The sequence below is a fragment of the Flavobacterium hibernum genome, assembly GCF_000832125.1.
In the GTDB taxonomy this organism is placed as follows: Bacteria; Bacteroidota; Bacteroidia; order Flavobacteriales; family Flavobacteriaceae; genus Flavobacterium; species Flavobacterium hibernum.
The window spans coordinates 156,624-171,238 of the sequence record NZ_JPRK01000011.1; the positions used below are offsets into that span (position 1 = coordinate 156,624).

General features: G+C 32.4%; 10 protein-coding genes. 8 read left to right on the forward strand and 2 right to left on the reverse strand.

All coding sequences use genetic code 11. From position 1 onward, the window contains the following. Nucleotides 1-248 precede the first annotated feature (248 nt). Nucleotides 249-1,766 (forward strand): helicase HerA-like domain-containing protein, encoded by a 1,518-nt coding sequence (locus IW18_RS13550; RefSeq protein WP_041518415.1) that lies wholly within the window; start codon nt 249-251, stop codon nt 1,764-1,766. Between the two features lie 134 nt (nt 1,767-1,900). Here the strand turns inward: IW18_RS13550 and IW18_RS13555 are convergent, their stop codons facing one another. After that, a complete protein-coding gene (locus IW18_RS13555; protein ID WP_041518416.1) occupies nt 1,901-3,244 on the reverse strand; it encodes an FAD-dependent oxidoreductase in 1,344 nt (447 codons plus the stop codon). Nucleotides 3,245-3,620: 376 nt separating this feature from the next. Here IW18_RS13555 and IW18_RS13560 point away from each other — a divergent pair, with 376 nt between their 5' ends. The 6 genes from IW18_RS13560 (at nt 3,621) to IW18_RS13590 (ending at nt 9,921) form a co-directional block, all read left to right on the forward strand. Then, entirely contained in the window at nt 3,621-4,214 is a 594-nt protein-coding gene (locus tag IW18_RS13560; RefSeq protein ID WP_041518417.1) for a GNAT family N-acetyltransferase, read from the forward strand. Nucleotides 4,215-4,749: 535 nt separating this feature from the next. Beyond that, nucleotides 4,750-5,556 (forward strand): helix-turn-helix domain-containing protein, encoded by an 807-nt coding sequence (locus tag IW18_RS13570; RefSeq protein WP_041518419.1) that lies wholly within the window; start codon nt 4,750-4,752, stop codon nt 5,554-5,556. Between the two features lie 77 nt (nt 5,557-5,633). Continuing rightward, entirely contained in the window at nt 5,634-7,142 is a 1,509-nt protein-coding gene (locus tag IW18_RS13575) for a serine hydrolase (protein WP_041518420.1), read from the forward strand. Nucleotides 7,143-7,193: 51 nt separating this feature from the next. Continuing rightward, a complete protein-coding gene (locus tag IW18_RS13580) occupies nt 7,194-7,661 on the forward strand; it encodes a nuclear transport factor 2 family protein (RefSeq protein ID WP_041518421.1) in 468 nt (155 codons plus the stop codon). Nucleotides 7,662-7,848: 187 nt separating this feature from the next. Beyond that, complete coding sequence (locus IW18_RS13585) at nt 7,849-9,297, forward strand: serine hydrolase (protein WP_041518422.1); 1,449 nt, start codon at nt 7,849-7,851, stop codon at nt 9,295-9,297. Nucleotides 9,298-9,471: 174 nt separating this feature from the next. Further along, on the forward strand, nt 9,472-9,921 hold the full coding sequence (locus tag IW18_RS13590) for a hypothetical protein (RefSeq protein WP_041518423.1): 450 nt from the start codon (nt 9,472-9,474) through the stop codon (nt 9,919-9,921). 315 nt (nt 9,922-10,236) lie between these two features. Here the strand turns inward: IW18_RS13590 and IW18_RS13595 are convergent, their stop codons facing one another. Further along, nucleotides 10,237-12,627, reverse strand: a complete 2,391-nt coding sequence (locus IW18_RS13595; protein ID WP_041518424.1) for a penicillin acylase family protein — start codon at nt 12,625-12,627, stop codon at nt 10,237-10,239. 115 nt (nt 12,628-12,742) lie between these two features. On the opposite strand from IW18_RS13595, the gene IW18_RS13600 reads away from it, so the two are divergent. Then, nucleotides 12,743-14,305, forward strand: coding sequence for a hypothetical protein (locus IW18_RS13600; protein ID WP_041518425.1), 1,563 nt, complete (start codon nt 12,743-12,745; stop codon nt 14,303-14,305). Nucleotides 14,306-14,615: the final 310 nt, after the last annotated feature.

Here is a 14,615-nt window from a genome sequence, read left to right on the forward strand (position 1 = left end):
TTAAAAAATATCTCATTAAATTGGCCTCATCATTTTTTAAATAAGACAAAAAAAAGGACGATTAATGGGAAAATTACAACGTTTTAGTAAATATTCAAACATTCCTTTGATATCTTCTTAAAAAGTTGCGAAATTATTTTTTATATATTTTTCAATCGAAAAAAGCTTTTTCCTACTAAAAAAAACGAGCTCAAAATGTTAAAAAACCAAGCAATACTCTTATAATCATCTAAATTACAAATAAAAACATGGATAAAAGGGATAATTTCATTCAAGATATAAACAATGGGTACCTTTCTAAAGGTGATAGTATAATTCTAGGAGGTGCAATTTTAGACGGCGAACCTCTTGCTGATGTTCACGTCAAAATTCCTTTAAAAACACTAAACCGCCACGGACTCATTGCTGGCGCAACGGGAACTGGAAAAACAAAAACGATACAAGTATTATCTGAACAGCTTTCGAATGTTGGGATTCCTGTACTGATGATGGATATTAAAGGTGATTTTAGTGGAATCGCAAAAGAAGGTAAGGAAGAAGGTTTTATTACTGAACGCCATGCTAAAATAAATATACCCTATAAAGTTGCTTCATTTCCTGTAGAACTAATGTCACTTTCTAAACAAGATGGCATTCGTTTAAGAGCGACGGTTTCGGAATTTGGTCCTGTTCTATTCTCAAGAATTTTAGACTTAAATGATACTCAGGCCGGCGTAGTTGCAGTAATTTTTAAATATTGCGACGATAACAAAATGCCTTTACTTGATTTAAAAGACATTAAAAAAGTAATTAATTATATTACTGAAGAGGGTAAAGACGAAATCTCTGCCAATTACGGCAAAATTTCTACTGCAACTACAGGAACTATTCTCAGAAAAATTATCGAATTAGAACAACAACGTGGCGATTTGTTTTTTGGAGAATTATCATTCGAAATTGATGATTTGATGCGAATTGATGAAAATGGCAAGGGATATGTAAACATCATTCGCTTGACGGATATTCAGGATAAACCAAAATTATTCTCGACTTTTATGTTGAGTTTATTAGCTGAGATTTACCAACAAATGCCAGAAAAAGGAGATGTTGCTCAACCTGAATTGGTTATTTTTATTGATGAAGCGCATTTAATTTTTAATGAGGCCAGTAAAGCGCTTTTGGAACAAATAGAGACTATTGTAAAGCTGATTCGTTCTAAGGGTGTTGGAATTTATTTTGTAACGCAAAACCCTATGGATGTACCAAGTGGTGTTTTGGCACAATTAGGATTAAAAATTCAACATGCATTGAGAGCATTTACTGCAAATGACAGGCAAGCGATTAAAAAAACAGCAGACAATTATCCTACTTCACAATATTACAAAACAGATGAATTACTAACTAGTTTAGGAATTGGAGAAGCTCTTGTTACTGCTTTGAATGAAAAAGGTATTCCAACACCTCTTGTTGCCACGATGATGCGTGCTCCTATGAGCAGAATGGATGTTTTAACACCTGACGAAATCGAAGCTATTAACAGTAAATCGAAACTGGTAAAAAAATATATTGAAGAAATTGATCGCGAAAGTGCTTATGAAATTTTAACCAAAAAAATTACCGACGCTGAGCAAGCTAGTGCTGAACAAGAAGAACAAACTCCAACGCGATCTTCAAAAGCTGAACCAAGTACAACAAGTGTTGTTACAAAATCAGTTTTGAAAGTGGTTACAAGTGCTACTTTTATAAGAGGTGTTTTTGGAGTTTTATCTAAAATATTCAAAAAATAAAAAATTCCCAAATGTAAGTAATATAAGTTAATTTATATACCAAGTATCTAAATATCAAACCCGACTGGTTTTTTAAAACCAGTCGGGTTTACTATATCCATAGCTTTCATATGAACTTATATGGTTTAAAAAAATTAGGCGTTTTGCAGCAGTTCTAAAATTTTGTTTTCGACCTCTGCTGTGTTCCAGATATTTTCAATATTATCGAGTTTTAAAACCTCTTCCATAATTCCGTTTTGGAAATCTCCAATTGCCAAAGCTTCGGCGTATGGGCGATCGCTAAAAGTTACACGACTGTAAAGCGGAATCCATTTGTCTGGATGTTTGTCTGAGAATGCTTTCTCTATTTTCTTTTGCAGTAAGAATTTTTCATCTGCTGTTTTGGTGCTCATTTCCATGAAATTTCGGTACGAAAGTTCTGCAATAGCATCGGCATTTGGTTTACGTGAAATTTGATATTCTGAGAAAATCTTCTTCCAATCGTTTCCGTATTTTTCGATCATTTCGTTTAAAACCGTAATATCTTCAAAGCCTGCATTCATTCCTTGTCCATAAAACGGAACAATAGCATGACAAGCATCTCCAATTAAAGCAATTTTATCTTCATAAGTCCATGGAAAACATTTCATAGTAACCAAAGTACTTGTTGGGTTCTTAAAGAAATCTTCGGCTAATTTTGGAATCACTTCAATCGAATCCGGGAAGTTTTTCTCAAAGAAATCTTCTACCATTTTTCGATCAGTTAGCGAAGCAAATGAATTTTCGCCTTCAAAAGGCATAAATAAAGTACAGGTAAAACTTCCATCAAGATTAGGAAGCGCAATTAACATATATTCGCCACGAGGCCAAATATGAAAAGAATTCTTATCCAGTTTATGAGTTGCATCGGCATTTGCTGGAATATTCAATTCCTTATACCCCATATTCAAAAATTCCTGCGAATAATTAAACATGCTCTGACGTTGCATTCTGTGACGAATTCTTGAAAAAGCACCATCGGCACCAAAAACCATATCATATTTTACTTCTTCCCACTCGCCTCTTTCAGTTTCGCCAATATGCAAAGTTGCCTCACTTAGCGTAACATCCCAGATTTTTTGGTCAAAGAAAAATTCAGCTCCTGCCACTTCAGCAAGATCAATCATTTTTCGATTCAAAGTTCCTCTGGAAATCGAATAAATCGACTCGCCTTCTTGTCCATAATTCTGAAAGTTTAATTTATCGACTAAATGAATGGCACGTTTGTCCATTGGAATTGCAATTTCGCGAACCGAATCGCCAACACCAACGCCATCAAGAGCTTTCCAGCCACGATTAGACATAGCTAAATTTATAGAACGACCCGAAAAATTAATTTTACGAATATCAGGACTGCGATCATAAACATGAACGGTGTGACCTTCTTTTTTGAGATAAATTGCCAATAGTGATCCTACCAATCCAGAACCTACAATAGCAATTTTTAGTGGAGTTTGCATCAAGAAAAATCTAAATATAAGATCGTAAAAATAAGTAATAAATATCCAACAGCTTTAAAATAAACCAAATATTTACCCTCAATTCGTTATAATTAAACGGATGCTCCTGCAAGAACCGTTTTCATAACAAATTTTCGTTTTTATGGATTTATTAAAAAGTTGGAAAAGATTATTTTCGTTTGATTATAAGTTGATCTAACAAACACAACAATCTCGCGAAGTTGCACAGTCGCAAAGTTTTTAAAAGTAATAACATACTGTATGTCATTTCCACTGAAAGGAGAAAAAAACTTTGCTCCCGAAACCTCGGGACTGCGACTTTGCGAGGGCTAACTTCAATTCATTTATTAAAAAAAATAATTACACTTAAGTAACAATGAAAAGCGAAATACTACAATCCCATATTATTTTAGAAAACGAGAAAGTTTTATTAGTTCCTTTTGAGGACTTAGGAAACATCGAACTCAAAGAAATTATTTTTGATGACGAAATCTGGAAATATATGGGAATGTACATTCGCAACGATCAGGATTTTGAAAATTATATTCAAAACACTTTAAAACAAAAAGCTGACGGAATTTGTTATCCGTTTTTAATTATCGATAAAGCAACAAACAAAGTTGCCGGAAGCACGCGTTACGGTTACTTAAATCATGCGAGTCGAAAATGCGAAATTGGATGGACTTGGTATGGAAAACAATTTCAAGGAACTGGTTTAAATAAAGCCTGCAAATACGAATTATTGAATTTTGGCTTCGAAAAAATTCAATTTAAAAGAATACAATTTAGTGCAGATCTAGAAAACCTAAGATCACAAAGAGCAATAGAAAAACTTGGAGCAATAAAAGAAGGTATTTTTAGAAATAATTATGTTGATTCTGAAGAAAAAAGCAAAGACGATGTTTATTATAGTATCATTTTGGAAGAATGGAATGTAACGAAACGAAGATTTTTCCCAGAATTTTTATAGAAATGTATATTTTAGCTTAAAAACAGAATCGATAATTACTAAAAGCAAATCCTAAAACATGGTAACAATAAGCTTAATTGCTTCTTTAGTGGGATTTGCATTTATTTGGTATGTCACACTCATCTATCCTCCGGCACATAGAATTTTACGAGATAAAAAAACTTATAATTTATTTTTATATTTTTCAATCCTAACCCCAATATTAGCAATAATTGCATATAATGATAGTATGCTACAAAACAGAAAAGAAACTTCTTTCCTGTCTATATATCTTTTGATATTCCTTATAATGTATAAATACTTCGATAATTATATTTTAAAACAAAATAATCGAAATATATATTTCAAAAAAAAATATAATTCAGTTTGGGTCGATAAAGAATCAAATGAAGTTACCACAATTGAAGAATGGTTTCAATTTTCATTAACCATTTTACCGTTGCTTTTTTGTTACATTTTAAAATACATTATACTTGATGTAATAATAAAAAACTACTTTTAACAAATCAATCGAAATCCAGCATAATACACAAATATGAACCTATATTCAGAATATTATGTCAGTAAAGAATCCGAACGATTTGTCAATAAAATTTGGTGTCTTGATAATAGCATCGGCGAAAACCTGATCGAAAACAAACTCGTTCTACCAAATGGCTGTTTTAATTTGGCTATTGTAAGCGGAAACGCAATAGAAGTCCACACCAGCAAAAGTAAGTATGAAATGAACGAAGGTTTTTACTTTTGTTCGCAAATGACCAATAAAGTTTTGGTTAATATTCAGCCCAAAACTAAAGTTACGATCATTCAGTTGCACGGCTGGACACTGTCGATGTTTCCGAATTACGAATTGAGTAATTTTACAGATTCTATCATCAAACTTAATTCGGCTGAATTGCCTTTTAAAACCAAAATCGAAACGGGTTTAAATAGTGACATTTTAGAATTATTAAATACAATAAATGATTATTTTGAAGAATTAAACCATACAAATCCATCAAAAAATACAATCGAAAAAATATGTGAACTTATTAAGCTTTACAAGGAAGAAGTTACGGTTTCGGAAATTGGAAATAGCTTAAATTCTTCTCAAAGATCACTTCAAATCAAATTCAAAATTGCAACGGGACTTACGATCAAAAATTACATTCAGATTTTAAAATTCAGAAAATCGGTGGACCAAATGGTAAATTCAGATTTAGAGAAACTAAAGCTAACTGATGTTGCCCTTTATAATAAATATTTTGACCAATCACATTTTATAAAGAAGTTTAAAGACGTAACGAAAACAACTCCAAAAATGTTCAACTCTGATTTGTATTTTCTTTCTAAAAAAAGGTGACATTTCGCATTTATACAATTTTGTGAACATTGATTGAACTATTTTTGCTAAATCATTAATCATCAATCAATCACAAAATGAAAATTAACCAATCCATTTTCCAGTTAAAAGCAATTTTAATTGGGATGTTACTACTCCAATTTCATATTGGATTTTCTCAAGAAGAAAAAAAACCCGAACTCTACAAGACTATTATGTCAAAAGACAGTCTTCTATTTGATATCGGTTTTAATACTTGCGACATCTCACAGTTTGAAAACTTATATACGGACGATTTTGAATTTTATCATGATAAAGATAGTGTTTCGAACAAAACTAAGTTTTTATACAATCTTAAAAACGGGATATGTTCGCCAACTAGAAAATACAATTACCGCAGAGAATTAGTTGAAGGAAGTACCGAGATTTATCCGCTACATAATAAGAACGGAGTTTTATATGGCGCTATACAAATGTCAACGCATCGTTTTTACGAAAAATCGCCAGGAAAACCTGAAGAACCAGGAAGTTTTGCCAAATTTACTCATCTTTGGTTATTGCAAAACAAATCCTGGAAATTAGCCAGATCGCTTAGTTATGATCATAAAATGATTAGTTCGACTACCCAATCTAACTTTTTCGAGAATGATCAGGAAATCGAAAAATGGCTGAAACAAAATAATGTTCCAACTTTAGGGATTGGCATTATAAACAACGGAAAACTACAAGAAATAAAAGTTTTTGGTGAACTCAAAAAAGGTGTTACTGCACCTTATAATACGATTTGGAATGTTGCTTCTTTAACAAAACCTATAACGGCAATTGTAGCTTTAAAACTAATAAGTTCAGGAAAATGGAATCTAGACGAGCCACTTTACAAATACTGGATTGATCCGGATATTGCTAAAGATCCGAATACAAAACTGCTAACAACTAGAATTATATTAAGTCATCAGACTGGTTTTCCAAATTGGAGATTTACGAATGAATCCGGCAAACTGGATTTTAAATTTAAACCCGGAACAAAATATCAATATTCTGGCGAAGGATTAGAATATTTAAGAAAGGCTTTAGAAAGCAAATTTCATAAAACTTTAGATCAATTGGCAGACGAATTGATTTTTAAACCTCTCAAAATGAATGATACTCAGTTTGTTTGGAATGACAAAATTGAGCTTTCGAGATATGCAATTGGATACGACAATAAAGGCAACGCTTACGAACCAACTAAAAATAAAACGGCCAATGCTGCCGATGATTTATTAACTACAATTGGCGATTATGGTACGTTTTTATGCAGCGTAATGAATAGTGACGGATTGAGCAAAAACGTTTTTGACGATATGACTTCTCATCAGGTTGAGACGAAGAAAAACAAATATTTTGGTCTTGGTTTCGAAATATATGATTTAGGTAATAACGATTATGCATTATCTCATGGCGGGGCTGACAAAGGTGTTCAAACTATTTTTTTACTGTTACCAAAAACAAAACAAGGTTTAGTCATTTTTACAAATGTTGACGACGGTTATAAGGTTTACGAGAAAATAGTCAGTCATTATTTGGGCGAAAAGGGCAAAAAGATAATTGAGATTGAAACGAAATAACTGTTAATCAAAAAAAAATAAATATCAACAAAATCTCATCTTTAAAAAATCATGGCAAAACTAATCATCATTATACTACTATTTTTAAGTCAGGTACTATTTGCTCAGAACAATCGGGAGATTCTAAAAATGGATGTTCTAAAAACTGAAATCATCCAGATGGACAGTTTGCTTTTTGATGTTGCTTTTAATCAATGTGACACAATACTTTTCAAAAAAATAATTGCCGACGACATAGAGTTTTATGATGACCGTTCTGGTTTAAATACTTCTAAAGTAAATGAGATAAAATCGCTAATGTCGAAATGTGCGATGTCTAAAAAATTAATCCGAAAACTAAATTCATGCACTATTGACAAATTAGGCGATTTTGGAGCCGTACAATTGGGTGAACATACGTTTTATTTTGATGGAAAACCGGAAGGAACCGGAAAATTTATTCATATATGGGAACGAAAAGATAATGATTGGAAACTAAAACGAATTGTTAGTTATGAACATAGGCCAATAAAAAAGTAGCATTTGGTCTATGCTCTACATTTTTTTCTCTTTCTAAAAGAAAAAAAATGATTGATCTTGAAACTTAATTGAAACTTAGTCGTCTAAATAAAAGACGCTCAACTAATCACAAGCAATTATAAAGTTTCAATCATCAATTCAAATCAAAGAACAAACATCAATTTAGTAACTTTAATCATCAATCAATATGAAAAAACCAATCAAACTTATTGCACTATTTGTAGTGCTACAGCTTTTTGCATTCAGCACTTTTGCACAAGACAAAGCAAAACAAATTGACCAATTGCTAAGTAAATACAACGAATTTGGTCAATTTAACGGATCTGCGCTTGTATCTGAGAACGGAAAAGTCATTTTTAAAAAGGGTTACGGCTTTGCTAATATGGAATGGGATATTCAAAATCAGCCAAATACTAAATTTAGATTAGGCTCTATTAGTAAACAATTTACAGCACTTTTGATCGTTAAACTTGCCGAAGAAGGTAAACTAAAACTTGATGTTCCTATTACAACTTACTTACCAGATTATCCCAAAGCAACTGGAGACAAAATAACCATTCATCATTTACTTACGCATACTTCCGGAATTCCAAATTATACTTCAGCTCCAAACTTCTTTAAAGATAAAAGTAGAGACCCTTTTACTCCTGAAGAATTTGTAAAAACGTTTTCGAGTTTACCTCTTGAATTTACACCTGGCGAAAAATTTCAATACAGTAATTCTGGATATTTCTTATTGGGATACATTATTGAGAAAGTTAGTGGTAAATCGTACGAACAGTATTTACAGGAAACTATTTTAACTCCATTAAAAATGGTTAATTCCGGTTACGATCACGCCGATATTATATTAAAAAACAGAGCTGCCGGATATGAGAAAAAAGGCAAACAAATCATCAATGCTTTTTATCTGGACATGAGTATTCCGTATGCCGCAGGATCGTTATATTCTACTGTTGAAGATTTGTATTTATGGGATCAGGCACTTTATACTACTAAACTGCTTTCAGAAAAATCTATGGAATCATTGTTTAAACCTTATATCAAAGCCGGAAATGGTTTTTACGGTTATGGATGGTTTTTAGAAGAAGAACCAAATGGAGATAAAGCTAAACTAAAAGTTGTTGAGCACGGTGGAGGAATCAACGGATTTAATACTGTTATTTCGCGTATTCCTGCTGATAAGAATCTGGTGGTTTTACTAAATAATACGGGCGGAACTATTTTAGATGAAATGAATGCAGGCATTAGAGCAATTTTATACAATCAGCCGCTAAAACAACCAAAAAGATCGTTGGCTTTTGAATTACTGGATGTGTTTTCTGAAAAAGGAACTACAGCCGGCACAACTACTTATAAGAAACTAAAAAACGATCCAACTTATGGTATTAAAGAAGAAGACATAAATAGAGTTGGATACGAATTATTACAAAACGGAAAAAAGAAAGAAGCTATTGAAGTCTTTAAAATTAACACTGAAACTTTTCCAAAATCAGGAAATGCATACGACAGTTTAGGTGAAGCTTATCTGGCAGATGGCGACAAAAAAATGGCTATAGAAAACTATACAAAATCTGTTGCGCTGGATCCAGGCAATGAAAACGGAAAAAAAGTTTTAGCAGAAATTTCAAAATAAATAACTACTATAAACGAAAGTCTAAGTAAGACAATCGCTTACAAAAGAACTTCAATAAAACCAGTTTTAAATTGGTTTTATTGAAGTTCTTTTTTTGTTTGAAGTTCATTTTCGAATTGACTATCTGCAATAAAAAAGCTATTTTAGCTCCGCCCAAAACAATAAATTTAACCTATGAAAAACCTAAAAAAGCAAGTCTTTCTGACTTCGCTCTTATGCCTCTTTGTTGTCAATATTTGCCTTTCTCAAACAACTCCGTCAAAAGTGGCAATGCCAACACAGCAAAACAAAATTATAATCGATAAAATTGTCGAAGCGGCTCACTACAAAAATCATGTAATCGATTTTTGCCTAACAACCATAAACGAAGCGGCTCTTGCAGAAAAATGGAACGATCAAAAAACAGTCGAAGTATCTGAAAGTATTAACTACAAAAATTTTAGAGATGCCGTTTACAATATGTTCGCGTTTTATAACGAAATTGAATTAGAAACTCTACTCAAAACATACAAACAAGACATTGTTTATCAAACCACAAACGTTATGACAACTAATGATGCACTTGCTTACAATTTAGAAATATTTGCCAATGATATTGTTCGTGGGAAATATATTTCTAAGTAAGGTTCAGAGTTTTTTTTAGGTTCAGAGTTGCAAAGGTTCAGAGGGACAGATGTTTATATATTGTTTGTATTCAGATCTTTGTCAAAAATTACCTTTTTTAATGAAAATTAAGCGCATTAATTGTCATCCCGAGGAACGAGAGATCTCCGCAAGAAACTCCGCGAAGTAAATTATCAATCTTTGTCGAGCTACTAACGGAGATCTCTCGTTCCTCGGGATGACAAAAATACGCATACAAACTTTGAACTTAAATCTTTGTGCTCTTTGTGGTAAAATTACGTAAGCCCAAAAACCTGAAACCTGAAACAAAAAAACCTATTTCCCGGCTGGTTTAAAAATCAATTTAGTCGAAGTTTTTATAATCTCCTCTTTGTTCAATTTCATCTTTCTGAATTTACCTTCATTGTACATTTCCGCCTGATCGTCGTAATGTTTGCTAAACGGATTTCCGGATTGTCCCGTTGGCAAAATACTCCAACTATTTTCAATATCTGAGAAATCGACAATTCTTCTGGTCGAAGGCCCACCTTTTACATGATATTTGCCTTCTTTATTAAATCCGAAAAACTGATTGTTTATTACTTCATTTGATCCCGGCGCTGCAAAAGGCCCAACATTAAAAAGTATGCGCAGTGCAGCAACTTTCCCTAAAGGATGTTCATGTTCTACCGAGTGCACTTTACCCCAATTCCAATCGGCTATTTTATCGCCCAATTGTTCCTGAAGTTGAGTAACAGCTTCATGAAATGATTTCGAAACAATTTCACTTCTTGTTTCCTTTACATTTTTCGTTTTAATATTATCCCACCAAACTGAGTTTTCATTCTCAATTTGTCTGGCAATAATTTGCTTTCCTAAAGATGTATCGAGAAACAATTTAAAATTATCTGCTCCCATTTCATCTTCAAACGTATTTTTTAGATATAAATAAACCCATTTATTATAAATTGTAGCACCAACATCTTCAAGATTATTAGTTCCTTTCCACGAGTTTAAAGCAGCAATTACTTCTTTCTCTTTCGAAGAAATTGACTTATTATCTACATTCGATATCAATGTTTGAGCCACTCCCGGCGCAATTAGAGATGTATTATCAAAAATCATTTTGCTAATCGCTTCTTTGTCCCAATCAGATTTTGCATCCATCAAACTTGAAATTCTTTTGGCGCGATCTTCCGGTAAATAATAACCTGGATACAAGAAACCATCTATTGCTTCCGGTTGATTATTTGCTGAATAAACATATCCCCATTTAGGATTTTCTGCCGATGGATTCTTCGAAAAATCTAAATATTCCTCAATATCATCATTGCCTTTTGTTCCATCCAAAATTAAAAAGGTATTTACTCCTTTTTTGTGTTTATACAACTTACCAGTTGCCCACCAACCAACATTTCCTTTTGCGTCGCCGTACATAACATTCAATCCCGGCGCGGCAACTAATTGTACCGATTTTTTAAAATCTTCTATACTTTTTGCATGCGAAAGTCCATAAACAGCATCCAAAATCTGGATTGGTTGCTGTGTGTAAATCCACGACATCGCAATTGGATTTTTCTTATCCAGACGATCCAACAAATCATTCATTATTGGTCCATGTCGACTTGATTTTACCGTCAAAAGAACATCCGAAGAATCTTTAACCTTAATTACTTTTTTTCTCAATTCGTATTTACCAAAACCTGTAGGTGTTTCATATTGATTTGGATCTCCCCCTAAGGTTCTTTCCTGATAAAAATCAATATCATCATTTTCAAACATCGTTAATCCATAAGCATAATCGCGATTGTGTGCTAATAATGGAAATGGTGTTCCTGCCAGATAACAACCATACAATTCAAAATTTGGCGTCACTAAATGCGCTTCATACCAAGTTGCAGGTTGCGAAAAACCAATATGCGGATCGTTTGCAAAAATCACTTTTCCGCTTTTGGTTTTGTTTGGCCCAGCTACCCAACTATTACTCCCCACAAATGGCGGAATTGGCGAATTATCCAGTAAAGCCGCCACAGATTTAGAAATCGTACTGTATTCTTGAATATTTTCTTTAGAAATCTTGATTCTTGTAGTATTAAATTCACCCTCGATACCCAAATCTTTCAAATATGAAGCGCCGTATTTATTGCGAATTTCAGTCAATAAAGGATCTGTTTTTTGTGCCATCGCAAAACTAAAAGACATATATCCAAAAATATTATAAACATCTTTTATGGTAAATTTCTCCTTTTTAACTCCAATTACAGTAAACTCAATTGGCGTTACTCCATTATCCAGATATTGATTAATTCCGTCTAAATATGCCATTGTCATTTTATAACTCTGACTGTTTTTATCTAATTTGGCAATGGCTTTCGCCGAAGCCTCTTCGATACCAATTCCAGAGAAAAACTTATCATTTTTAAGCGCTACAGAACCAAATATCTCAGACAAACGCCCGGGCGCAATTCTTCTAAGCAATTCCATTTGCCATAATCTTTCCTGTGCATGAACATAACCTAAAGCTGTCATAGCATCTTTCTCGGTATTAGCGTAAATATGCGGAACACCAAAATCATCAAAAAAAACTGTAGTTTCTTCCTGAAGATTTTTCAGTTGTACTTCACCTTCATATTTTGGTTTCAAATGAAAAATATAGGCACACAAACCTATCCCAAGAACAATAACCAATACGAATAAAACCAGCAGAATTTTTTTAATTTTTCTCATATTCAAAAGAGTATAACAGTAAATGATTTGGAAATGATATAACTTAAAAGTAAAATCGTGTAAGTGACTACACTTTTTAAAGTCTAAATTTATGTATTTAAAATCAATAGAATAAATGTCAATCTATAAAAAAATAGCAATAGGTTTAATTTCTGTATTCTTTTTTGTGATTTTAGTCAATATTGGTCTCAATTATTGGATAAAAAAACAATTACCACTTATTATACACGAGAAAAATAAAACTGCATATAACATCAATTACGAAAAAATCGAAGTTTTGCTTTGGTCCAGAACCATTAATGCTCAAACGCTTTTAGTTCACCCAAAAAACCAACCTCAAAACAGCACTACAAAAACGGGACTTTATTCTAAAATTGAATCTATAACAATTAAAAAATTTAATATTTGGAATCTGGCATTTCACGATATTATTCAAGCCGAGAGTATTATCATCAATAAACCTCGTGTCATCTTGTACAAAAAGAACGAGAAACTTATAAACAACAGCAATAGTATTAAAACTCAAATTCTGGAACCTTTTGAGAAAATAATTGCGGTTTCTAATATTTATCTTAATGATGGAAGCGTAGACGTGGTTTCACTAACCAATAACAAACCTATTTTTCGAACCAAAAATATCATTTTAAAGCTTGAAGGAATTTTAATTACCGATGCCACTTTAAAAGAAAAAATTCCGATGCATTTTCAAAAATACGTTTTAGTTTGTGATAGTTTATACTACAAACCAAATGCATTTTATCAGATTAATATTGGTCAGATTAGTACAGAAAACAACTTTTTGAAATTGAAAAAATTCTCTTATTTACCAGAATTTAACCGCAAAGAGTTTGTTCGAAAACTGGAGAAAGAAAAAGACATTTTTACGATAAAATTAGATTCTGCCAATCTTAATAAAATGGATTGGGGATTTAAAAATAACCGTTTCTTCTTTAAAGCAAATTCCCTTGTTGCTCATCATGTTGATGCTAATATTTATCGCAACAAAATTCCGAAAGACGATTTAAGCAAAAAGCCGCTTTATAATGCTTTGTTGCGAAAAATTAAATTTCCCCTTCAAATAGACACTATTCAAATTTTAAAATCTAAACTCGTTTACGAAGAAGAAATTGATTTTGCTAAAGGTCCCGCCACTTTAAACTTTGATCGTTTTAATATGCAAATCGCCAATTTAAAAAGCGGTTTTGGCTTAAAAAAAACAGCTGATGTAAAAATAAAAGTAAACTGTCAGTTCATGAAAACGTCTCCTTTAAACGTTGATTGGAGTTTTAATGTATTAGATCAAAAAGACAGTTTTCATATTCAGGGAACTATTTCAAATTTTAATGTTGTGGCAATGGAGCGCTTTACAAAACCGTATATCAATACTTCGTTTACGGGAAAATTCAATAAATATCATTTTGATTTTTACGGAAATGATGCGATTTCTAAAGGAAATGCAACATTAGATTATGAAGATTTAAAAGTAAAGCTGTTCAAAAAGAAACATCCGGAAAAAGAAGCCAAACTAAAAACAGCCGTTGCCAATTTATTATTGAAAAATGATTCTAATGACAAAACAAAAAAAGCCGATGTTGAAGTGGAACGAATTCAGGAAAAGTCTTTTTATAACTTTTTATGGAGAAACATTGCCGAATCGTTAAAGAAGATTTTGATTTAAATCTATTTTGGCAAGAATGTTTTTTTGCCACGAATTTCACGAATTAGCGCGAATTATTTCGTAAAACTATTATTCATCATCTTTATGATCTTGTCATTTCGACCGAAGGGAGAAATCACACTAGAAGCTCAGCAAAGATTGTTGCGCATAGTAAACCCGACAGGTTTTATCCCGAGACTTCGGGACTGTCGGGTTTCGTTACGTTAACTTTGTAGAATTACTAGTGTGATTTCTCCCTTCGGTCGAAATGACAATAATGAAGATAATTAGCTGTAAAAAAAACTCCCACAACAATTTAAAAACCTGATAT